This is a genomic window from Paenibacillus sp. S02 (genome assembly GCF_019454065.1).
In the GTDB taxonomy this organism is placed as follows: Bacteria; Bacillota; Bacilli; order Paenibacillales; family Paenibacillaceae; genus Paenibacillus; species Paenibacillus polymyxa_B.
Genome location: NZ_CP073682.1, coordinates 4,441,466 through 4,464,075, shown reverse-complemented (window position 1 = coordinate 4,464,075; position 22,610 = coordinate 4,441,466). Strand labels below are relative to the sequence as shown.

At 46.7% G+C, this 22,610-nt stretch carries 17 protein-coding genes; 16 read left to right on the top strand and 1 reads right to left on the bottom strand.

What is annotated here, in order from left to right:
* Positions 1–204 precede the first annotated feature (204 nt).
* The 6 genes from KAI36_RS19775 to KAI36_RS19750 all read left to right on the top strand — a co-directional run bounded on the left by KAI36_RS19775 (position 205) and on the right by KAI36_RS19750 (position 7,875).
* A complete protein-coding gene (locus KAI36_RS19775) occupies positions 205–1,701 on the top strand; it encodes a methyl-accepting chemotaxis protein (RefSeq protein WP_025720113.1) in 1,497 nt (498 codons plus the stop codon).
* A 182-nt stretch (positions 1,702–1,883) separates the two neighbouring features.
* Complete coding sequence (locus KAI36_RS19770; protein WP_220025803.1) at positions 1,884–2,870, top strand: S66 family peptidase; 987 nt, start codon at positions 1,884–1,886, stop codon at positions 2,868–2,870.
* A gap of 49 nt (positions 2,871–2,919) precedes the next feature.
* Positions 2,920–4,581 carry a sensor histidine kinase gene (locus tag KAI36_RS19765; protein ID WP_220025802.1) on the top strand — a complete coding sequence of 554 codons (1,662 nt, stop codon included), beginning with the start codon at positions 2,920–2,922 and terminating at the stop codon, positions 4,579–4,581.
* Positions 4,578–5,342, top strand: coding sequence for a LytR/AlgR family response regulator transcription factor (locus KAI36_RS19760; protein WP_029515686.1), 765 nt, complete (start codon positions 4,578–4,580; stop codon positions 5,340–5,342). The genes KAI36_RS19765 and KAI36_RS19760 overlap by 4 nt, the downstream gene beginning before the upstream one ends.
* 190 nt (positions 5,343–5,532) lie before the next feature.
* A complete protein-coding gene (locus tag KAI36_RS19755) occupies positions 5,533–6,786 on the top strand; it encodes an L-lactate MFS transporter (RefSeq protein ID WP_220025801.1) in 1,254 nt (417 codons plus the stop codon).
* A 177-nt stretch (positions 6,787–6,963) separates the two neighbouring features.
* Complete coding sequence (locus tag KAI36_RS19750) at positions 6,964–7,875, top strand: serine/threonine protein kinase (protein WP_013311478.1); 912 nt, start codon at positions 6,964–6,966, stop codon at positions 7,873–7,875.
* 43 nt (positions 7,876–7,918) lie between these two features.
* Here KAI36_RS19750 and KAI36_RS19745 read toward each other — a convergent pair whose 3' ends face one another.
* Positions 7,919–10,009, bottom strand: a complete 2,091-nt coding sequence (locus KAI36_RS19745) for a vWA domain-containing protein (protein WP_258382203.1) — start codon at positions 10,007–10,009, stop codon at positions 7,919–7,921.
* Positions 10,010–10,647: 638 nt separating this feature from the next.
* Here KAI36_RS19745 and KAI36_RS19740 point away from each other — a divergent pair.
* The 10 genes from KAI36_RS19740 to KAI36_RS19695 all read left to right on the top strand — a co-directional run bounded on the left by KAI36_RS19740 (position 10,648) and on the right by KAI36_RS19695 (position 22,609).
* The gene (locus tag KAI36_RS19740) at positions 10,648–12,816 is read left to right on the top strand and encodes a hypothetical protein (protein WP_023989860.1); all 2,169 of its coding nucleotides are present in this window, start codon (positions 10,648–10,650) and stop codon (positions 12,814–12,816) included.
* A gap of 119 nt (positions 12,817–12,935) precedes the next feature.
* Entirely contained in the window at positions 12,936–13,361 is a 426-nt protein-coding gene (locus KAI36_RS19735; protein ID WP_013311475.1) for a hypothetical protein, read from the top strand.
* Between the two features lie 130 nt (positions 13,362–13,491).
* Positions 13,492–13,941: a J domain-containing protein gene (locus tag KAI36_RS19730; protein ID WP_025720823.1), complete on the top strand. Its 450-nt coding sequence runs from the start codon at positions 13,492–13,494 to the stop codon at positions 13,939–13,941.
* A 32-nt stretch (positions 13,942–13,973) separates the two neighbouring features.
* Positions 13,974–14,522: an FHA domain-containing protein gene (locus tag KAI36_RS19725; RefSeq protein WP_028542469.1), complete on the top strand. Its 549-nt coding sequence runs from the start codon at positions 13,974–13,976 to the stop codon at positions 14,520–14,522.
* Positions 14,523–14,589: 67 nt separating this feature from the next.
* Positions 14,590–15,117 carry an FHA domain-containing protein gene (locus tag KAI36_RS19720; protein WP_025720819.1) on the top strand — a complete coding sequence of 176 codons (528 nt, stop codon included), beginning with the start codon at positions 14,590–14,592 and terminating at the stop codon, positions 15,115–15,117.
* 35 nt (positions 15,118–15,152) lie between these two features.
* Positions 15,153–15,983 carry a PP2C family protein-serine/threonine phosphatase gene (locus tag KAI36_RS19715; protein ID WP_025720818.1) on the top strand — a complete coding sequence of 277 codons (831 nt, stop codon included), beginning with the start codon at positions 15,153–15,155 and terminating at the stop codon, positions 15,981–15,983.
* Between the two features lie 22 nt (positions 15,984–16,005).
* Positions 16,006–17,874: a PP2C family protein-serine/threonine phosphatase gene (locus tag KAI36_RS19710; protein WP_220025799.1), complete on the top strand. Its 1,869-nt coding sequence runs from the start codon at positions 16,006–16,008 to the stop codon at positions 17,872–17,874.
* Positions 17,875–17,920: 46 nt separating this feature from the next.
* Positions 17,921–19,240 (top strand): hypothetical protein, encoded by a 1,320-nt coding sequence (locus KAI36_RS19705; protein WP_023989854.1) that lies wholly within the window; start codon positions 17,921–17,923, stop codon positions 19,238–19,240.
* Positions 19,237–19,926, top strand: a complete 690-nt coding sequence (locus KAI36_RS19700; RefSeq protein WP_028542472.1) for a hypothetical protein — start codon at positions 19,237–19,239, stop codon at positions 19,924–19,926. Before KAI36_RS19705 ends, KAI36_RS19700 begins: the two co-directional genes overlap by 4 nt.
* Before the next feature lie 31 nt (positions 19,927–19,957).
* Positions 19,958–22,609 carry an Hsp70 family protein gene (locus tag KAI36_RS19695; RefSeq protein ID WP_220025798.1) on the top strand — a complete coding sequence of 884 codons (2,652 nt, stop codon included), beginning with the start codon at positions 19,958–19,960 and terminating at the stop codon, positions 22,607–22,609.
* Position 22,610: the final 1 nt, after the last annotated feature.

Below are 22,610 nucleotides of genomic sequence, written 5' to 3'. Positions count from 1 at the left end.
GCGATTTTTTGCATTCATTTATTTAAAATTACATACTCTTTCTCTTTAAAAAGTTGTCCTGTTGTGATTTGGTGTTTAAAAGGAATGTGGTGTTTGTACGATTTTCATTCACTACGTGTTCTGATATGACGATATATAAAGTATGGCATTTACATTTTTATTTTATAAATACCTAATATATATCTAAGGAGCGCGTTCACAATCATGGACAGAACGAATGAATTGTTGTGGCAAAGAAACAAATTGGTGATCATTATTTTTTGGATTATGGCCTTGAGCGGCATCGTCCCGGCATTATCTAATCCCTCGATGTGGGTATCTAATGGTGTAGGATTTGTAGTCGCGGCAGTTTTAACGATCCTGAATATGAAAAAGAAAGGAATTCGCCTTATTCCGTGGATTACTACGTTTTTTAGCGTATTAATGTGTATATTTTTGAACTTATCTAGCGTCGAGGTAGTGACCACCATATTAATTTGCTCTTTGTTTTTGCTGTATCCGTCTTACCGATATTTTCTGGTAGCTATGACCTTAAATCTCTGTAATATTTTTGTGCAAATAACAATCGGTACGCCCGCAGTTCCCCCAGCTACCGGTTCTTTGCGCTATGTGCATGAGTTTATTATTGTTTTACTCATTGGTTTGCTACTGTTAGTGGTATCGGTGTTAAATCAAAAGCAGTTTAAGAAAAGTGAAGAGCAAAATAAAGATATCGATGCTACAAGGCAACGAATTGAATTTCTGTTTGAGCAAGTTAAACAAGCAGTGGCTGGATTGCATAGCTTTACAGAACGATTCAGGAATCAAGTGGATGCTACGGGCAGCGTGACGAATGAAGTCGCTATCGGGTTTCAGGAGGTTGCCAAAGGGGTAGAAATGCAAGCTTCGAATATCACCGAGGTTACGGATAACTTGGCCCAATCTGACCAGCACGTGCGAGAGGTAGCTGATCATTCCCGAGAACTGAAGCAGCTTTCCGAAGATACGAAAAATGCCGGGGACAGAGGGAGCAGTCAACTGCTGGCATTAACGTCTCAAATCAAGGATTTGGGTCAGGTCATGAGTCGTACCAAAGAAGAACTGGACGAGTTTAAAGTACAAAGTGATAGCATGTCTGCCATGCTTAAAGATATTACTCAAATCTCGAAACAAACTAATTTGCTGTCCTTGAATGCATCCATTGAGGCCGCCAGAGCGGGAGAGCATGGAAAAGGATTTGCCATCGTAGCTGGAGAAGTGCGTAATTTGGCTGAAATGGTAGGGAACACCTCGGTGGCGATGGAAGGTATCTTGACTCAACTGAGAACTCAGATGGATTCAGTCGTTAACCAATTTGACATGGGACAACAAAGGCTACAGCAAAGTATGGAATCGGCACATTCGACCGAAATTGTACTGGAGGATATCCTGCAAAATGCCAATAAAGTGCTGCAGCAGGCCGTAGATGTGGAAAACAGTACGAATAGCATGCAGCAATACTCATCTCAGGTTGTTCAAGAAATGACGGAATTTTCAAGTGTAACGGAACAAGCGAGTGCAGCGTCAGAACAAATTTTGGCTGGAGTAGAGGAGCAACGAAATATAACCTCCAATATGGTGACCGGGTTTAGTGAGCTGGAGGCGTTGATTATTCAATTAAAAGAACTGGTACATGATCAGAAGGAGGACAACATTCCTACCGAAATCAGCAAAAGCAAATAACCGAAATGCTTCATTATCGGACTAGAGATCCGGGGATTATCGCTATCTAGCGGTACTCTCCGGTTTTTTACTGCGTTTGAAGAAGGGAAATGAAGATGGGATTTCTAGAAGCTATAATTAGATGGAAGTTGATGGTATAATTTGTGGCAGTTTAAATGCTTTGTAACTAAGGGGGGATGACCATGATCAAAGGAAAGCAAGCACCTAAGTTAAAAGCTGGAGACGAGATACGCATTCTTTCGCCGTCCAGAAGCTTGTCTATCGTTTCTGAGGAAAATCGCTTGATTGCCCAGCAAAGACTGGAGGAGCTAGGGTTTAAAGTGAGTTTTTCGCAACATGTGCTGGAAAATGATGATTTTACATCTTCCTCGATAGAGTCCAGAGTCGCAGACTTGCACGAAGCTTTTGTCGATCCAAAGGTAAAGGGCATCCTGACTTCAATTGGGGGCTATAATGCCAATCAGCTCCTTACCCATCTTGACTATGAACTGATTGCAGCTCATCCTAAACGATTATGTGGTTATTCGGATATAACAGCGTTAAGCCATGCGATTTATGCCAAAACGGGGCTTATCACGTATGCAGGACCTCATTTTTTGACGTTTGCCATGTTGCGAGGAAATGATTATACGACGGCGTATTTTCAAAGGTTGATGTTGGAAGAGGGTAGCATTCAAATCCAGTCTTCGTCGGAGTGGAGTGACGATACTTGGTATCTAGATCAGGATCAAAGAAGCTTTTACCGCAATGCGGGTCCGTATGCAATTCATGAAGGGGAAGCAACGGGTACGATTGTGGGCGGAAACTTGTGTACCCTGAATTTGTTGCAGGGGACTCCGTATATGCCGAGTCTGGAAGGAAGCATTCTATTTGTTGAGGATGATTACGAAAGCTCTCCCGCTACGTTTGACCGGGATTTGCAATCACTGTTGCACCTGCCTGGATTTGATCAGGTTAAGGGAATCATCATAGGGCGTTTTCAGCAGGCGTCGCATATGACAGAAGAATTACTGCGGCAAATCATTAGCTCGAAAAGAGAATTGGCCTCCATTCCAGTGATTGCAGATGCTGATTTTGGTCATACTACGCCGCAGTTTACATATCCGATTGGTGGGAAGGCTAGCATCCGTGCCCGTAATGGCAGGGTGAGTATTGAAATATGTGAATAATTAACACAACCTATGTAGGCATATCCATTTTTATTTGGGAGGAACGCAGGTGAACGCCTTGTTGGAAATGCTGATGCAGCTATTTGAGCGCGCAGCGTTGTTACTGATTTGTTTATTTTTTATTACACGTATCCCGCGGTTTAAGGAAACCTTGCAAAAGAACAGCCATTCTCCGGCAGAGCTGGCCATATTAACATTGATCTTTTGTATGTTTGCGCTGTTCGGTACGTACACCGGGATTGAAGTCGAAGGTTCGCTTGTTAACGTTCGAATCATTGCAATTATGGCAGGCGGTATTTTGTTCGGACCATGGGTTGGGATCGTTACAGGTATTGTATCAGGTATTCACCGTTATCTAATTGATATCGGGGGAGTGACCTCGATTCCGTGTCTGATTACGAGTATTTTGGCAGGTGTGGTGTCAGGATACATTGGCCGCCGGGTCAACCGTTCCAAGAGATGGCTAGTCGGTATCGCCGCAGGTATGGTCTGCGAAGCATTAACGATGCTGCTCATTCTGGTGATGGCACAACCCCATAACCTTGGAGTGGACATCGTTTCTAAGATTGGTCTACCGATGATTATCGGAGAAGTCAGTATCGGTTTAATCGTTCTGTTGATCCAGAGTGTGGAGGGGGAAAAGGAGAATATCGCGGCCAGACAGGCCAAGCTTGCACTTGATATAGCCAATAAGACGTTGCCTTATTTCCGCTCCATTAATGCGGAATCCTTGCATACCATTTGTTCGATCATAAAAGAAGATATCAAGGCAGACGCGGTGGCGATTACGGATACCAGAGATGTGCTGGCCTATGTCGGTTTTGGCGAAGAGCGTTATCACATCGGAGATGAGATCATTAGCGATGTGACTAAAACGACGATCCGCAGCGGTAAAATCACGATCCGCAACCATATTGCAGACGATAAAACACCCCAAATCCAGTCTCTGCTCATTATCCCTTTAGAGGAGCGGGGAGAAGTAACCGGCACCTTGAAGATTTACTATCGCAAAGCTTATAAAATCACGTATCCGTTGCAAACGATGGCGATTGGCTTGTCTCAAATCATTTCCACGTTAATGGAAGTGTCACGTGTGGAGCAAATTAAGGAAGCCGCGAATAAAGCGGAGCTAAAGGCGCTCCAAACGAAAATTAATCCCCATTTTCTGTTTAACGCGCTGAACGCCATTGCCTCTACGACACGCACCAAGCCGGATAAGGCACGAGAGTTGATCATTAATTTATCGGGCTATCTGCGCTATAATTTGGAGCTGAATGATGATTTGATCGAAATTCATAAGGAGCTTCAGCAGGTGTCTGATTACGTGGAAATTGAAAAAGCACGCTTCGGCAACCGACTTCAGGTAAAGTATGTAATGGATGAGGTGTCTGTGCGTATTCCAAGTCTTATTATCCAGCCCCTGGTTGAGAATGCGATTAATCACGGAATTCTCAAGAAAAAAGGATCAGGTACAGTAACCATTTCTGTAAAGGATCGTGGAGAAAAGGTGCGCATTTCTGTAGCAGATACCGGGGTAGGTATACGGGATGATGTTGTGGATAACCTGTATCATGATCGGGTTCCGGCTAAACAGATCGGCTTGTACAATGTGCACAGACGACTCAAGCTTATGTACGGCGAAGGAGTTATTATTCTGAAGCATGAGCCGGGCACCGAAGTTTATTTTGACATACCAAAGGAGAAGTCATGAAGGCCATAATTGTAGAAGACGAACTTCCGGCGCGTGAAGAGCTGGAGTATCTTATTCAGACTCATAGCAACATTGAGGTGACTGATAGTTTCGAGGATGGGCTAGATGTGTTTCGGTTTCTGCAAGATCAGGAGACGGACGCGATCTTTCTGGACATTAACATTCCTTCATTGGATGGGATGCTGCTGGCACAGAACATTAGCAAATTTGCCAAAAAGCCCTATATTATTTTTACAACCGCCTATAAAGAACATGCGGCGCAGGCTTTTGAACTGGAGGCGTTCGACTACATCCTCAAACCATATGATGAAAAACGGATCGCATCTATGCTGCGTAAGCTGGAAAATGCTTATGAGCAGCAGAACGTTCCAATACAGGAACCTGTCCAGACTGCGCAACCCCGAGCTGCTGAAGCCAGCACCGTTGCAGCTCCAGGTCGTATTAATCTGCTGAAAAATGACAAAATCATTGTGACGGATGCGAACGATATTTACTATGCGTGTGCGCAGGAAAAGGTGACCCGTGTCTTTACAAGGCACGAAGAATATACGATGCCGATGAGCATTTCGGAATTTCATTCCCGGCTGCCGCAGCAGGACTTTTTCCGCTGTCATCGTTCATACACGGTGAATCTGTCGCAGATCCGTGAAATTGTACCTTGGTTTAATCATACGTATCTCCTGCGTTTGCGTGGACTAGAAGCTGAAATTCCGGTAAGCCGTAGCAAGGCCAAGGAATTTCGGCAAATTATGCGACTTTAAAGGCATTTCATTCCGCTATATGTGCATTTCATTCCTCAAACGATTTCTGGCTAACATGCAGGGTTATAATAATCCATGTAGAGAGAATCCTTACAGACTTGCTCCTCCACAGGCGCAAAACGTACTGGATTCCCGGTTATTATGATCACAAACTGACGCTGTAGAGCCGGAATGAAAAGAGGAGATTTATATGAAAACAAACAGCGGAAATCGTTGGCTTGTCGTACTTGGAACGATAATTGTCCAGATGGGATTAGGAACCATTTACACATGGAGTTTATTTAATCAACCGTTGGTAGACCGCTTTGGCTGGAACCTCAGTTCGGTTGCCATTACATTTTCAATTACCAGTTTTGCACTGGCGTTTGCTACATTATTCGCAGGCAAACTACAGGATAAATGGGGACTACGTCGTTTGATTTTGTGTGCAGGTGTCGTGTTAGGAGCAGGGCTCATGCTCAGTTCGCAGGTAACATCGCTGTCCCTGCTTTACATTTTGGCGGGTATTGTCGTAGGTTTTGCGGATGGAACGGCATATATTACATCACTGTCGAATCTGATTAAATGGTTTCCTGAGAAAAAAGGACTTATTTCCGGTATTTCGGTTGGGGCATATGGAACAGGCAGTCTTATATTCAAGTATATTAATGGTTCGTTGATTCAGTCCGTTGGCGTATCACAAGCGTTTTTATATTGGGGAATGATCGTGCTGATCATGATTGTGGGTGGTTCTTTCCTGGTAAGAGAAGCTGTAGTCGTGAACAAGCCTTCGGTACAAAATGGGGTTGTACAGCGGGACTACACCGTTAAAGAAATGCTGCGTACCAAGCAGGCATACCTGCTGTTCGTAATGTTCTTTACCGCTTGTATGAGTGGTCTCTACCTGATTGGAGTAGTCAAGGATATCGGCGTACGGATGGCCGGTCTAGATGTAGCAACAGCCGCTAATGCGGTCGCTATGGTTGCTATTTTCAACACGGCGGGTCGGATCATTTTAGGTGCGCTATCGGATAAAGTAGGTCGTTTGAAAGTAGTAGCGGGTGCTCTATTAACAACGGCGGTCGCAGTTACAGTGCTGAGCCTGGTACCACTGAATTATGGTTTGTTCTTTGCCTGTGTAGCAGGAATTGCTTTTTGCTTCGGCGGCAACATTACAGTCTTTCCTGCCATCGTAGCTGATTTCTTCGGTCTGAAAAATCAAAGCAAAAACTATGGTATTGTGTATCAAGGCTTTGGCCTCGGTGCGCTGGCGGGGTCATTTATCGCAGCCTTGCTCGGCGGATTCATCCCTACCTTTACTACGATTGCTGTGCTGTGTGTCGTATCGTTCCTGATTGCCCTCACCATTCGCACTCCAGAACAAGGTAAAGGCAAACTGCGCAGTGAACGGAAGAAAAATACCAGCAGTGTGCGCAGCATGAAGCCTGGAACGAAACTGGGTTAAACGATTTGAGAAAAAAGAACCAGATGAATGCCAAAAGACCTGTCATCATTTCTCTAAGGGAGATTATGGCAGGTTATTTGTTTTTCCAATAATCTATTTTACGGTATAATAAAAAGATGTGTAATAAGCCGATATATACAAAAGACATAAGCTAAGAACCTGACAGGAGGACGAGTCATGATCGTGGATACAAGCGGGAATCTGCTTGCCCGCAATACGAAGCTGCGAAATACATATCAAATTCGAAGCGCCTTGTCCCGCAGTGAGCTGGCCATCGTGTATACGGCAAGGCTGTTGGATAACCGAGAAAAGGTCATTGTGAAGGAATTTTTTCCGAATGCACTGGCTTTGCGGGGGATGGATCGAAAAACGGTCACTTGCGGTGCTTCTATGCAATCCAAATACGTGGAGTTTATGCATTATTTTTTGCGTGAAGGGCAAATGTTGAAGGAGCTAAGTCATCCGGGAATTGTCGGTTATATAGATCACTTTGAGGAAAATGGAACTGCCTATCTGGTCATGGAATACTGTGCAGGCAAGACACTGGATCGAATGATGAAAGAAGAGGCTGTGCCAACGTATGATCCCACTTTTTTGTACCATACGCTGCTACCTTTAATTGATGCCATGGAGTACATTCATGACAAAGGAATTATTCATCGGGATATTAAGCCGGGCAACATTATGATTGGGGAAAATGGCAACATCAAGCTGATTGATTTTGGTTCGGCTGTGCATTTTGAAGGCAAAGAGCATCCGATCTTCACCACGGCGGGCTATTCTCCGCTGGAATTTTACTCTAATCGTTCGCAGCAGGGGCCTGTATCGGATATCTATAGTTTGGCCGCCACGCTGTATTATTGCCGAAAAGGAACACCTCCGCCAGATGTGCCAGGCCGATTGTTTGCAGATCATTCCGAGCGGATTCAGATTGAAAATGCGGGACTTTCTCTGCTGCCGTATGTCATTCGGCGTGGTCTGGAGGTACAGGCTAACAAGCGTTGCCGCTCACTTAGATGGTTTAAAGCCGCACTACGTGCGGAATATTGGATAAAAAAAGGGAAGCGCCCTACTCTTACAGTTCGTTAATCGTAAGAGAGGGTGCTTCTCTTTTTTTACGTTGTGACGGACATTATCCTGTCGGAGCTTGGATATGGTCGGTATACACTGAAGTATTCGGTTTAATCGCTTTGTATCGCAGCTCGATTTCAGTGACACCATCCTCGAATGTAATGTACAGTTTATCACTGTACTCCATGACCGCTTTTTTGTTGCGGGCTAATCTGATCTTTCCATGCTGTAAGGCACAGCGTGTATCATGTTTCACGATTAGGCTCCCTTTTTTGCCTGCGGAAAATAGGATCCGTTCCGCTTCTGGCAACGGTTCGTGAACGTCAAGCGTACGGAACAATTCCTGCAAGCTGACCTTACGTCCCGGAAAGGAGGTGAGCGGCCAAGATTTTACCGGAATCTCCTGTCCGCTTGCTGTTGCGAGAAAATATCCTTCGATTCTTCCGGCAAACTGCGGCTTCGGCCGCAAGAACCAATACAGAAGAGCGGCTACCACGATACTGATGGCTACCGTCCACTTAATGGCTGTATACCGGGATTGTACGGAAACGGTTAGTGTAGCGCTGCTGGATGCGCCTTCCGGATCGGTAGCGGTAATCTTTAGCTGAGTGTCACCTGTGTGGGGCTCGGATAGCAGCAGATCATTACCGTTAATCTCAGCATTGACCGCATCCCCAGAGGCTTCTGAATCCAGCTTATAGTTCAGCTTGTCATGATTCGGGTCAATAATAAAATCCGATAAACTTCGACGGGAATCGCCGTCTTCTTTTACCAGGCGAATCGTCAGGTCTTTCAAGACTTGTGGCGCTGCATTGGCCGCGTGAACTTTATGTACAGTTCCCTTACGGTACCATTGCGGACTATCCAGGGATAGCTGCCATGTATAATCCCCGGTTTGAGGGAACGCATATTCGGTATGGAAGGCTCCTGACTTATAGGTCATAGGCACCTTTTTGGCTGTGCCCCCCTTTGGAGTAACTATAATATGGGCTTGGAGAGACGTATATACGGCTTCATCCGTAAGCTTTTGACTGTCGGGTAACAGGAGCTGAGCTTGAAACGGTGTGGCTTGACCTTTCAGTAACTGCACAGGCTTGTCGCCATGAGTTGCCGTTGCTTGTTGCTTTCCTCCCATGGTAGCTTCGGCTTCCAGTCGATAGCTGCCAAGTAAATTGATTTTCACCAAATCCCCGCGTATGCCCCGTAGTTTCAACTTCACTTTACCTGCCTGTGGATGTTCGATTTTTAAAATCGCATATCGGCTCGACTTGTACCTGCGGACATTCTCTGAATTGGAATATAGCTGTGTTTCCAGAAGGGGATGCTCCGACAAAAGCACCAGATTGGCTTCCTCCATACTAGAATCAGGTAGAGTTACAGTTAATTCTTGCATCTCACCAGTGGTCGTAATTGCAGCAATTGGAACGAGCTTGGAGCGAATTTGACTGGCGAAAATACGGTTCAGAATTTCCGGCAGATCCTCCGCACTACTCGTAATAAAAGAAGCTCCACCCGTTTGAGAAGCGATCCGTTCGAGTTCTTGTCGGTTCACTGTGCCATCATGGTTCAGACCAATCGTGTACACCGGATATCCCTTGGTCTGTGCAGATTTGATGACAGAGGACACATCGTTATTGGAGTCACCTTTGGATCGGGAACCAGAGGAGGCACCAAAATCAGTCTCTCCATCTGACAATAGAATCATAAAAGGCTGACGCCCTTGGGATGCTCCTGCCGCTAGCAGCTCCGAGCCTCTGCGCAACCCAAGTCCCAAATCCGTATAACCGGAACGGTTTAGCGTTCTGATATCCTGCTGGATCTGGGATTTTTGCGCTGCCACGGCAATCGAAGTCAGTGGTTTCGAGGCGACCACGTTGTGATTGTAGGCAACGAAACCTACGCGTGTGCGGTCTGCATCACTCAAATCCATAAACATATTGATGACTTCGGCGGCAATGCCCTCAGGATCAGTATCCCTCATGGAATAACTGGTATCCAATACAAAAACGGCATCATAACCCTCGATCGGGACAGCACCTAAAGATGCTGCATTAGCCTGATTTACAGTGCAAATGACCCCATTTAAGCCCATTTGTAAAAATAGTACAAAAGTCATGAAAACGATAATCCCTAGTTTCCTTATTCTGAACATAAGCTCCTCCATCGTCGAGGCCAACATAGGGGGATCAACTCTCCTAATCCTTGGGATATAAGGGATAAAGGATCAAAACAGCTGATAACCCTCACATTAGCCATGAATTTGATTCTTTTACGCTTATCAGAAATATCCAATGGACTTCTATCGGTAATTGGGTTCCATTTGTGAATATTTCCCTGAAAAAACAGGTCTAACATATCATGAAAATTACGTATTCACGCATAAAATGAGTCAAAATACCCTGTTTCAATCTGAGACTACAGAAATTGACAAAACTGAAGGGTGCTTTGTATGATAGCTCTCGTATCAACGGCAAAAATTGGGATTGAAGTTAGGAATACGAAATCATAAATTTAAAATTTCTGTGTTATCTGACTTTTGAATTTGAAAAACATCTCATTTGTATGCTTTGCCGTTAAAAGCCGAATAACGCTTCGGACCGATTTTTGAGGTTACATGCCTGTACCGTAAATGTGGTATAAGCTCAATCCTTTGACGAATTTAAATGTTAAGTAGGGGGGAGGAGGCAAAAGAACTAAAAATGAGTATTCGTCCGTTTCAAATTGGACATCCCGTGTCCGTATATGGAGCAATGGACCTATAACTCATACTTTATTCATTTGCCGACAGCGATGGAAATCATTTATCAAACCAACCGGACAATGCTTTTTGAAGAGATTAACCCGGAAAAGCTGGACCTGATCACCATTGTAGGTGATGTGAAGGGTATTGACAGCTTGAGCGATGAAAAGATCAAGGAAATTAATCAGCACCTTCTGGTGCGTAGCTTTGACGAATTTTTGGATAAGTTTTCACCAACCGTGTATTCGTTTTTTAACGCGGCCAATCAAAAAGTCGTCTACACCCTTAAAAAGCCAGAGGGAATTGATGAGGATAGCATTTCTGAAATTCGTGTAAATCAAAGTAATGACTTTCTGAAAATGTTGTTTACGCTCATCGATACCAAGCGCAGTCAAGGAATCACCAATGTAGATTTCAAATTTGAAAATCTGCTGGATATGATTTCACCGAAAAAGGTCATGGATGATATTCGTCAAGTCCGCAAAGAAATTCACTATATGTATGGTGAATACGACAAGCTGGATGATGGCGATCCGAAGAAACTCGATATGGGTGACAAGCTGAATGGTATGTTCGAGGAAGCGAGTCAGAACTATAACAACGTTATGGCTATGCTCCCACTGGCAATCGAGGACATCAAAACCCGCCTTCTGCTCGGTGGCGCCCAAGAGGAAAACTCCGGCGAACTGATCCAGGTGGGTATGCTCTCCATTGGAGAAAGCGGCGAACTGAAAATTATTGAAGCGCCGAAGAGCGACAGTACTGAGCTGATGCTGTTGGATGAGAACAGCACTGGCGATCTCTCCCAAGTATTCGAAGAGGATTATAACTCCATCACAGATACGCCTTCTGACTATGTGAAGGATTTGGTAGTTCGCACGTTTGTGCCACTGCCGGCTGTTCAGACCAAGGTGGATACAGCGGTTGAAGTTCAAAACTACAACACGTATCTGGAGTTCTATAAAAATGCCAAGGACGATTTCGTAAAGGCGGTTAAGCCGCTTGTGGAGAAAATTCTCGGTGTCAAAATGTTCTTCGACCAATATGCAACGAAGAGCAAAGGTATGCTGCCGACAATGCTGGTGGCGAACAACAAGCTGGACATGCTGGTGAAAAGCAGCAATATCCCGCGCCTGGAAACGTACCTGAATACTGTGAATGCTAAGAATGAATTCAGCGACACGATCTGGTTCGGTATCGTTCCATCCGTCGAGCTGGAAGCAGCCGGTAAGGTAAAAGTTTCACGTGAACGCTTCAAGGGGAACGAGAAGGTCGTTAAGCAGGGCGGAAATTCTATGGAATCGCTCTCGATGCTGCTGCAAGTCGTGAAGGATTACAAAATTCAAATGTTCTTTAACTTTGAATCCGGTGAAGAAACGACTTTCAACAGTATGGCGACAGCAGGCATCGATAAATATGTCGATAAATGTGCCAGTCTCGTTCGCAGAGAATATAGCGAATTTGCCATTCCTTGTGTACCGAACTTTACGATTATTCCGAAGGACAAATCGGGTGTCATTATCGACAGCAAAATGCTACAAACCGAAGACGGTGTACAGCTCTCTAAGGAGAAAGAGGATATTCTCAAGCTGTGGATCGAGGGCGTTTATGTGGGTGCAGCCTACGTTGCCGCCGGCTTGGTCGCTTCCTATCAGTGTCCTGAGTACCTGCGTGAGACGTTCAAAACGGTCAATAAGAATTTCCCTGGCGTACGCTTCGACATCGAAGCAGGAGACAACAGTCTGCGCACGGTGACGACGATGGCCAAGGAAATCACCGGATTCACCAACACGATCAAGGATGCCATCAACCGTAAAAACTTCGGCTTTGTATTCTCGTCGGAGAATGCTCAGATTCAGGATAAGGATATCCGCCGGATTACCGTCTACAAGGCGAGAAGCATGGCGATGTCCGAGGACGGTTTTGACTCCATCTACAAGACGCTGGTCAGCACGTACATTGAACGTATTTTGCGCTACCAGACAGGAGACTTCAAACACGAAAATATCGTCCGCTTCTTCAGTAACAATCCGAGCAGTCAGAAGAGCAAGTGGCTGAGCAGCAGAGGATCTGTTAACTCGATCATTCAGGACGGAGACGATATGAGCTTCATTATTGATGAGAAAAGCAATATGTGCCATATCGACCTGGTATTCAACGGTAATGTGAAGAACCTGGAAGTCATGATCACTAAGGGAACCAGCTCGGTCAAATCATGATCCGAGCACTACGAAAGATGTTAGAGGCGTTTCTATCCAGAACCGCCTTTATACATAAATCGCGGAGAAGCTCTGCATCTCCCGCCATCATATTACCTAATTTCAAGGAGGCAACACACATGGGATTCAGATTGAAAGTAGAAGGACAAGAAACAATTGAGCTGGGCTTGGATAACATCCAAACGGTTATTTATGACACCGATACACCGGACGATTCCAATGCACGCTCCACTGACGTAGGCTCCACGCTGCGTATCAGCGGCAAAATCATCACAGCAGTAGACGGTGACAGCGCGGATGACACGCTGAAACTGGCTCTGTGGTCTCTGGTTCCTGCTGAAAAAGCAGACAGCTACCGTAAAGTAACACTGGAAGTTATCGCAGCTGATCAAGTTGTGCGTAAAATCCACTTCCCGAATGCTTTCGTTGTAGACTACAACGAGCACTTTGGCGACACAGAAGGTGTAGGTGCATTTACACTCTACATCAAACAAAAGAAAGACAAAACCGAGCTGGCTACAATCGACGGCGGATATCCGGTTTAAACTTAACGTCTTCACGTTAAGTGCAGCTTAAACACACACTCACCCGGCACACAAGTGCAGGGTGGATAAATATTAAGAGGCCTACGGGTCTCTTAATATTTATTTTTTTCGGAGAGGGGAACATCACACAATGACCAACTACTATGAGCTGCTCGGTGTCAGCCGGGATGCTTCGGAGGCAGAGATTAAGCAGGCTTACCGTAAACTGGCCAAAAAGTATCATCCTGATACCAACCAGGGAAGCGAGGAAGCAACGCGCAAGTTCAAGCTGATTCACGAGGCTTACAATACCTTGCGTGACGAAGCATTGCGGCAGGCATACGATGCCGAGCTCATCCGAAAAACTGAGGGAGCTGGCGGGGAACAGCGAGAGAGAGGCAGAGGGGCTGCATCCTCCGGCGGTGCACGTACGGCAGCCAAAGGATTCAATCCGGCTGATATAGGAACTGATTTTGAGCAGTTTTTTGGTTTTCATCCGAAAACGAAGGAGGGCTCACCAGGGAAAAAAACGAAAAAACCCGGTGATCCGACGGATACCTCAGCGATGTTTAACCAATTTTTCGGTATTCGTAAAAAGTGATGATTTCAGGATAGAAATGGGGGAAGCAAGCAGTGAAAACGGCGCAGAACAGATGGGTTTTCATCATAGATGTTGCCATGTTCGGGCTGATGCTGGCGATCGCCTTTTATGTGTTTAATCGTACAGGCTACAGCGGTTTGAAAACCGTGGTCGCGATAGGTATTGGAATCGGCGTGCTTGTATACATATTGCGCAATCTGGTGTCCGTTGTACCCGTGGCCAAGCCAAAGGCACAACGTCATCGGATTGCCAAGCTGGTGTTGATTGATGAGGAGGGCGAGTCCATTAAAGAATGGTATATCGAAGGCGAAACGTCGCTCTTAATCGGTAAAACAACGTCACGTTCGGAAGCGGATATTGATTTGGTAGGTACAGATTATGCCTCCCTGGTAAGTGTGGAGCATGCGGTACTCAACCGGGTGAACAGCGACTGGTTTGTGGAGGATGTGGATTCCGGTAATGGTACAGGCTTGCGGTCTGCCAACGAAAGTGTAACCAAGAAGTTGGAAAGCGGTGAGCCATACCGGATTTACTCAGGTGACTTATTATATATTGCCAATACGAGACTGCTCGTTAAATAGATGAGGATGCTGCAAAATCCTCAGATCGCTGAAAAGACAATCATGACAATGGGGGAAGGAACCGACTATGAGTTTGACAAGATGCCCGAACGGACACATGTTCAGTACACGAAAGCACGGAAATACGTGTCCATATTGCAACACGGTAGTAAATGTAGCTGCACCCAAGAGCGCGGAGCCAGCAGCGAAAACAAACGTCGCGGGAGATAATGACAAAACAATGCCGTATTTGGGCGAGACGGTGGGCATTCATCCAGTAACTGGATGGCTGGTATGCATCGAAGGAGCACAGGTGGGTCAGGACTATCGCATTATGGCGGAGAAAAACTTTATCGGGCGCGCAGAGGAAATGCATGTCCGCATTATCGGGGATAACACGATTTCCCGCAGAAATCATGCGGTCATTGTGTATGATCCGAAGAAACGTAACTTTTACTTGCTGCCAGGCGATTCATCAGGTTTGGCGTACCACAATAACGAGGCGGTATATTCACCAGCAGAGCTGGCTGCCTATGACGTGATTCAGCTGGGACACAGCAAATTTATCTTTATCCCGCTGTGTGGCGCCCATTTTGAGTGGGACAACGAAAACTAGGACGGAATTGGGCAATGGTGCAGGGAGGTAACGATATGCAGCCTTATTTTGTTGTAAGTGGAGCTGCGGTACTATTCGCTGTTCTTCTCATGATCCGTATACGACTGACGCGAAGTCCCGGCAGCCGTACCGTGAGTGGAATTGAGATCGGAAATGGTCAAACGATCGGGAGCCGGAGCGAGCAGGATGATTATTTCTCCAGTATGACGACACCTGTCGGTACGCTGGCTGTTGTCGCAGACGGTATTAGTGGACTGGCCAATGGACGTATGTCCAGTACCTTAGCTGTGACGACTTTTACGAAGGCGTTTGCCAAGCTGGAGGATGCAACGAATTTGAACGGATATTTTGCAGAGGCGGCAACTCAAAGCAATCGCGGCATTTTGCAAAATTTGAATGGACAGGGCGGAGGAACGACGCTGGCTGCGGTCATTGTGTGCGGCTATCAGCTGTATTACGGAGCGGTGGGCGACAGCCTGATTACGATTTACCGCAATGGTCATTTCCAAACAGTCAATTCCAAGCATACAGCGGAAACACTGCTGGAGGAACGAGTGCTTGCTGGACAAATGACCTCGGAGGAAGCCAAAACGAGTCCAGTGCGCAATCAACTGGTCAACTATTTGGGCTATGAGGGCTTTGAGAGCATGGAACTGGGTAGTGCACCGATTCGTCTGTATTCAGGCGATCATGTGCTGCTGTGCAGCGATGGCATTCAGGAGGCGCTGACGGAGATTGAATTGGAAGAGATTATGCGCAAGGGTGGAACACCGCAGGAAACAGCGGATGCCATGATCGACGCCATTAATGATAAAGGCTTTAAAAGTCAGGATAATGCGACAGTACTTATTTTGGCGATAGGATGAAACCAGAAAGACGGGGGTAGCGATGCGCAAGGACAACAGCGATTTTAGTACCGCCTTTGTGTCGGAAGCGGGCTCTTACATAGACAACCGGGACTATTTTGCATTCATGGAGACGGACGACATGGCCTGTTATGTCCTCGCAGACGGTCTGGATTCGGATCAGGAACTGCGCAGCGCAGAAATGGTTGTCAAAACGGTGCTGGAAAACTTCATGGAGAAGCCTTCCATGTCCAAACGGCGCTTGATGAGAGATCTTCGTGAAGCGCAGGAATGGCTGCAATTTGAAAGCCGTCGTGTTCGGCTCAAAGCTAGTCTGCTGATGGTAGTGACCAACTACAACAAAATGGTGTATGTTTCGTGCGGTAATGTGCGGCTATATCATTTTCGCAATGGAAGGCTTAATTTTCGCAGTAAGGATCATAGCTTGGCTCAGTCATTGGCAGATGATGGACGCATTCCAGACGAAACGACCAGCACACATGAGGAACGAGGCAATCTGCTGGAATACTTGGGAAATCCGAATGGAGTTCATGCCCATTACGCCAAAAAGACGCAGCTTGCAGATGGAGATGTAATCCTGCTCGCTACGTCAGGGATGTGGGGGGACGTCGAGCTGGCGGAAATGCTGGGGGCGCTAGAGGAAGCGAAGGACCCGGTCATGCTGACGGACACATTGGAAGAGGTTCTGCTAAGCAAACAGCACCAGACGGTGAATAATTACACGGCGGCGGCCATTTATGTAAATAAAGTTTTTCAGGAAAAGCCTAAAAACCGCCGTAAGCTGATCAAACGGATTTTGCTTGCGTTGCTTGTCTTTATTGTTGTGGGCGGGGGAGCATGGATTACGCTGGCTCGTATGGCTGCGAATAAGGCAGCTGCGCTGGAAACGATGATCGAATCAGCCCAAGCCGCAGACGATTATGCAAGGACAGGGGATTATGCGAAGGCGCTCAAGTCCTACAGCGAAGCGAAAAACGCGGCGGTTAAAATTAACGATAAGATTCACAAGCGACTGTATACTGCAGAGCAGAAACTGTCTCAATTAATGGTTGATGGAGATGGCTATGTGGAAAAGGCGGACTTCACCAAAGCTGAGGCCAGCTATGCTAAAGCACGGAAAAGTGCCGGGCTATATCCACCATTTAATGTGAAGGATATTGAGCATAAAATCGACCAATTGGACAGCTATGCCGAGACAGCGAGCTGGATGAAGGACGGAGATTTAAAATTTCAGGGCGGAGATTACACGAATGCGCTTAAGCTGTACAAGAAAGCAAACAAGGCTGCGATGGAATCCGGTTATACGTCCGCGCAAAAAGAACTGGAGAAGAAAATTACCGAAGCCAACGATAAATTGACAGCTATTCAGCAGCAGCTCAAGGAGATTCAAGCTGGCAAACTTCAGGCCAAAGGGGATCGGATGATGAAGGATCTCGATTATGAAGGAGCCATTGATGCCTATAGCGGGGCACAGGAAATTTATCAGGAGATCGATAAGCTTGAAAGTGTTCTGGCATTGGAGCGGAGCATAGCCAAGGCGGAGGAAAAGCAGAGCGCAGAGCAGCAGAAAAACGGTCAGCTTCCTGCTGGATTGGGATTGTCTGACGGAGCGTTGAACGACGTGGACGCAGCGAGTGAAGCTTCATCTTCCGCTGCTGCAATCCCTGCTGCAGAATCGCAAACGAAGGCTGCGCCAACGGCTTCAGCGGGAACTACACCCGCGAAGAAGGAAGCCTCTTCGGCTGCAAAGAGCATAGGTACAGGCGATGGAACTGCCCCTTCGGCCAAGGTGGATACCAACAAAGAGCAAGGAACTGCTGATTCCGCTTCTAAAGCAGCAGGGGCGTCTGATTCAGAGAACCAAGATCGGGCTGCTGCGAACGGAAGTTAAGTTTTTCATGTTCACTGAAGCTGGAGCCGGAAAGGAGTGAGACGTCGTGAAAGAGCTGGTACAGGACCGTTTGAGCAAGATGGACGATTTAGAGCAGAGACGTTTACTGAAAAATATGATGGCGGGGGTATTTATGAACCTCGTCGAATATCAGGAAGAAATGACCCGCCAGCTAGAACGGCGGGTATTTGAGGAAATTGAGAATACGGAAGAAAAGATTGATGTGTACGTGTCATTGACATCGCGTGAGGACTATGACCCGATTCATGAATTCTTATATCCTGTGTTACCGTCTGATACGGAGGAAAAGCAGATGGACATCAGCCGTGTGGCAGAGGTGGTACGCGAAGGCGGTGCGATGCCGCTGTTTACGCTTTTTCTTGAGATGGAGACCGAACGAATCTCAGCGCTGGTGCGCAGCAAGCGAATTTTCTCAGGAATGTTGGTCACGGAAACTGGCAATTATCCGATTCGTTTTCGTCTGGAGCATAACCGTTCTTATATTTTGGAGATTGAGCAGTTATATCACACCTTTATGCAAAATGGCATGCCGTGGAAAACAATTAATCACCCGTATGCTTATAAGTTTGTGGACTGTGTATTGATTGGTGGAGACGGCGAGCCGGCTGCCCATGAAGAAATTCATGAAATTACAATTTCATTGGAGGAATTCGACGTTTTTAAAAAGGGCGACGTTTTTCCACTTTGGAACATTGAAAGGCTATCTCTAAAGAACAGCGGTTTTCCTATACCCGCTATGGATCGTGTGAATTATGAGCATGTGCTGCCTTTGCGAAAAACAGGTCCTGAGCATGGTTATTTGATTGACGGAACTGAAGGTGATATCCGGTATATCAAGCGTACAGAAGAGGAACTGACGATTGTCACACCACGTGATAAGTCTGGCGAATGGAATGTGTTGAAGGTTACGAAGCCTGTTACAACGAGACTTAGTCGTCAGACTTATCCGTTATTGTCCAATCGGCGACAGGACAGCTTTTTGGGCCGCTATGCAGGAAAACAGGCCGTGATTGTCCGTGCCAAAGCGGAAATCATGCGCATTGTAAACTCGTTTGAAGCAGCACAGGGGCTGGAGCTGGAACGTGTGGACATCTGGGGAGGTGCAGGGAGAAATGATGTAAGCAACCTGTTAACCAAAACCCAGACGTATCCATTAAATCCGTTTGTCAGCGATAATGTACGGACAGAGGAAGGCAAGCAGATCATGCGTTTGGGATTCAGACGTGGTTCTGACGATGTTTTGCCCACCGCGCCTGCTTATATTTTATCCGATTTAATGAGCTTTCTGGTATCGGAAGTGCAGATGTATTTTCCGGAGTACAAGTGTGAAGGAGAATGGGTGTGAATTACGTCTGGGATTTGCTCATGCGCGCGAGGGAACAGGGGCTGGATGTAGATAAATTCCGCTTCGTACCCGCTGTCAGCTACTCTCCGTATATGGAGCTTAGTCTGGCAGAGTTGAATACTTCCCATTTGGAGCAGGTAGTGGAAATAAATCCGTACTACCGCTTTTATTCTATTTTTCGGGATCTGTTTCCACCGGATGCTGAAGAGTATCTGGAGCTGAGAGAATCGCTATTTGATATTATGATGCATTTTCTGGCGGAAATGGACTTGTATCAAGGGATGAATCGGCGGGAGTACCATATTCGGTTTGTTCGGCGTGATATTGCAGAGGGCATTTTTGGCCCGAAGGTAAAGGAAGGCTTTGGACAATTAAACCGTGAGGATCAGGACGCGATTGCTGAAGGACTGCTGCGCCTGTATGAGACGGGAGAAGCCGTACATCTGCTAAAAGAAACGATGCGGCGCGTCTTTCATCGCTCAATCATTTACACCAATTGTGAGGAAAAAGACGAACTGCTCATCTATATCGGCCAAGAGGAGACACCGTTGTCACGGATTAAAGTGGATTTGATTCTGGATTTGTTTCTTCCGGCACGTTTTACGACGGAATTGTATTGGACAAGTCATTTCGGCATTTTAGAGGAAGATCCTACGATGAAAATAGACGCTATCGCCCTCTATTAAAGCTAAATGGCTAAGAAAGGACATGTGAACGATGAACGGACCCTATACATACAGGTTGCTAGACCCGCTCACCGATCGAAAAAGCATACGCTTCACGGCGAAATACACGCGGGCGGAATTGGAGCAAATGACGACCTTTCAGTTACGCGGAATATGCGATAAGGAACGACTGGTCGAGGGCTTTGCCAATCGCCTGGCACGTGAAGAATTGATTCGCGTGATTTTGCGATTTCGGAGCGCGGAAGAGCATTTACTCATCACAAGGCCAAACCCTGGCGGTTTTGAACGCATGGAATCGGCACTACAGCGAAACTGGAACGACCGTCGGCAGGAGAGCAGCGGTATCCGGGTTCCCGCTAAAATCACGCTGTATCAGGGTGTACGCACAGGTCGCATGGACAACTACCGGATCGAATCCGATTTGTCCTGGCTGAGCTCATCTAATGTGCTGCTGGTGAATGCGACAGGAGAACTGTGCGGTGTTTTGAATTTGGTGAAGGATGAGGGACGAACAGGCGTATATTATCTTTCTCGTCATCGCGACGCTGAACTGCGAGAGACGTCCAATCATAGTTATAGCCTGCTATTTCTGCGAAGACAGGAATCAGAATATTTTTATAACCTCTACTATGGAGATAAGCCGATGCTGCCGCTGAAGCTTCAAGGTCACCGGGTTCCGGTGGCAGAGCTGATCATTCGAGGCACGGAAACTACAGATGCGGTACTTGCGATTGATTTTGGCACCTCTAACACCACAGCAGGTGCTTATTTGGATAGCTCCTACGTTACGGCCCCTGATACAGGTATGAGCAGCACAGTAAGGCTGAACGCCATCAATTATGTGTCATTCCCCGGCCCAGAAGGGGCAGAAGGCGACTGGATCGAAGTATTGCCGACTGCTATTCGCGTCGCAGACTGCTCCAATCCGGAACATATCCTTTATGTATTTGGGGAGGATGCATTACGTGGATCTGACGTGGCAGGCAGCCGTGCGACAGTATTACGGGGAATCAAGCGGTGGGTCAACGACTACAAGCGAATCGAGGAATTAATGGATTCCGAGGGGAATACAGCAACTGCCTCCCGCAGCGATATTTTAGCTGCTTTTATCCGTTATGTGATTGCTACAGCCGAGCAGCAATTTAAGTGTCGGTTCCGCAATCTGCACTTTTCTGCTCCGGTCAAGCTGCAGCCCCAGTTTATAGAGATGTTTAGCGATATTTTGCCTGATTACCGGATTGAAGCGGAGGATGCGTTGGACGAAGGGCTGGCTGTGCTGTACAACACGCTGGCAGACCAGATGGAACGAGGGACTTTTGCGGACGGTGAGGAGTATCAGGCACTTGTCATTGATTGTGGTGGAGGCACGACAGATTTGTCTTCCTGCCGATTCCGAATTGAGGACGGACGTATTGCTTACAAGCTGGATATTCACACAACGTATGAAAATGGGGATACCAATTTTGGCGGAAACAATCTGACGTATCGGATTATGCAGTTTATGAAAATTGTATTTGCAGGTTATTATGCTGCGGAGACTCGTTTGCCTGACACCGATATTGATGCCCTGATTGGCATTCCTTCGGGAGATTTGTACCGTCATGTGGATGAGTTTGGTGTAGATGCTGTATATGCGGGACTGGAGGCACGCTACCGAGAGGCAGAGGCCATCTTGCCTACCGCATTCAAACAGTATGAACATGCTACACGGGATGAATATCAGCGGGTACTGAGTAATTTTCATCTGTTGTGGAGCGCGGCAGAAAATATGAAAAAGGAATTTTTTCTACGTACGGGGATCTTGCGCAGCCGCTTCGAATCTGAGCAGGTATTATCTGCTGAAAGCGACCTGAACATTGCAGTGATGGACCGTTGGCTGGTTTCAGTCATCGAGAACGGACGGTTTCGTGATGAATATGGTTTGCCTGATGTGGTGTTTAACATTCGGGAAATACAGCAGCTTCTTAAGGCAGATATCTACAATATTGTGCGCAAGTTTCTGGATGATTTTTATCAGGAGGGGCGCTTGCAGGATTATTCGATTATTAAGTTGACCGGGCAGTCCTGCCGGATTGACGTATTTCGCGAAGCACTCAAGGAATTTGTACCGGGGCGCAGTATTGAGTTTCGTCAAAAGGCAGAGGACCTCAGCCGGGTACCTGAGTTGAAAATGGCCTGTCTGCGCGGGGCTATCCGTTATCTGAACGCTAAAAAAATGGGCACGATTGAGCCTGTCATTACCAATCATATTCCGGCTATTCCGTACACGGTCAGCGCATGGACACATACGGGACGCGAAAAGGAGCTGATTGCGAGTTTGGAGAGCGACCGGGTGCGCGGTTCCATTTCCCGGCCGTCCCATGCAGCTGAGGTGGAGTTCTTCCTGACGGCCGACGGCGGCAAGCTGCGCCAGCGCCATGTGTATCGTAGTCGGCCAGAAGCTTTTGAACCCATGCCGTATGAGGAAATTGCCGTGCTGTACGGGCGGGATATTCCGCAAGATGATACGGACTCCATCCGCAATGAGGAAACGAAATATTTTGTTTTTGTCGGGGATAGCCGCTGGGGCTTTTATGTAGTGCCGATTACCCGCCGAGATGAATTGCTGCATCTGGGTCCCAAACGCTTTTTTGCCTTCGAAAATGATCTCTCCGAGCTGGATTTCTTTGACGGCACGAAATAAA

Bases quoted from the DNA above. Each gene is read 5' to 3' on its own strand.
- KAI36_RS19735 (WP_013311475.1), top strand. From the start codon at position 12,936: ATGGGATTCAGATTGAAAGTAGAAGGACAAGAAACAATTGAGCTGGGC.
- KAI36_RS19750 (WP_013311478.1), top strand. From the start codon at position 6,964: ATGATCGTGGATACAAGCGGGAATCTGCTTGCCCGCAATACGAAGCTG.
- KAI36_RS19775 (WP_025720113.1), top strand. From the start codon at position 205: ATGGACAGAACGAATGAATTGTTGTGGCAAAGAAACAAATTGGTGATC.
- KAI36_RS19745 (WP_258382203.1), bottom strand. From the start codon at position 10,009: ATGTTCAGAATAAGGAAACTAGGGATTATCGTTTTCATGACTTTTGTA.
- KAI36_RS19740 (WP_023989860.1), top strand. From the start codon at position 10,648: ATGGAAATCATTTATCAAACCAACCGGACAATGCTTTTTGAAGAGATT.
- KAI36_RS19715 (WP_025720818.1), top strand. From the start codon at position 15,153: ATGCAGCCTTATTTTGTTGTAAGTGGAGCTGCGGTACTATTCGCTGTT.
- KAI36_RS19760 (WP_029515686.1), top strand. From the start codon at position 4,578: ATGAAGGCCATAATTGTAGAAGACGAACTTCCGGCGCGTGAAGAGCTG.
- KAI36_RS19695 (WP_220025798.1), top strand. From the start codon at position 19,958: ATGAACGGACCCTATACATACAGGTTGCTAGACCCGCTCACCGATCGA.
- KAI36_RS19720 (WP_025720819.1), top strand. From the start codon at position 14,590: ATGAGTTTGACAAGATGCCCGAACGGACACATGTTCAGTACACGAAAG.
- KAI36_RS19730 (WP_025720823.1), top strand. From the start codon at position 13,492: ATGACCAACTACTATGAGCTGCTCGGTGTCAGCCGGGATGCTTCGGAG.
- KAI36_RS19770 (WP_220025803.1), top strand. From the start codon at position 1,884: ATGATCAAAGGAAAGCAAGCACCTAAGTTAAAAGCTGGAGACGAGATA.
- KAI36_RS19710 (WP_220025799.1), top strand. From the start codon at position 16,006: ATGCGCAAGGACAACAGCGATTTTAGTACCGCCTTTGTGTCGGAAGCG.
- KAI36_RS19755 (WP_220025801.1), top strand. From the start codon at position 5,533: ATGAAAACAAACAGCGGAAATCGTTGGCTTGTCGTACTTGGAACGATA.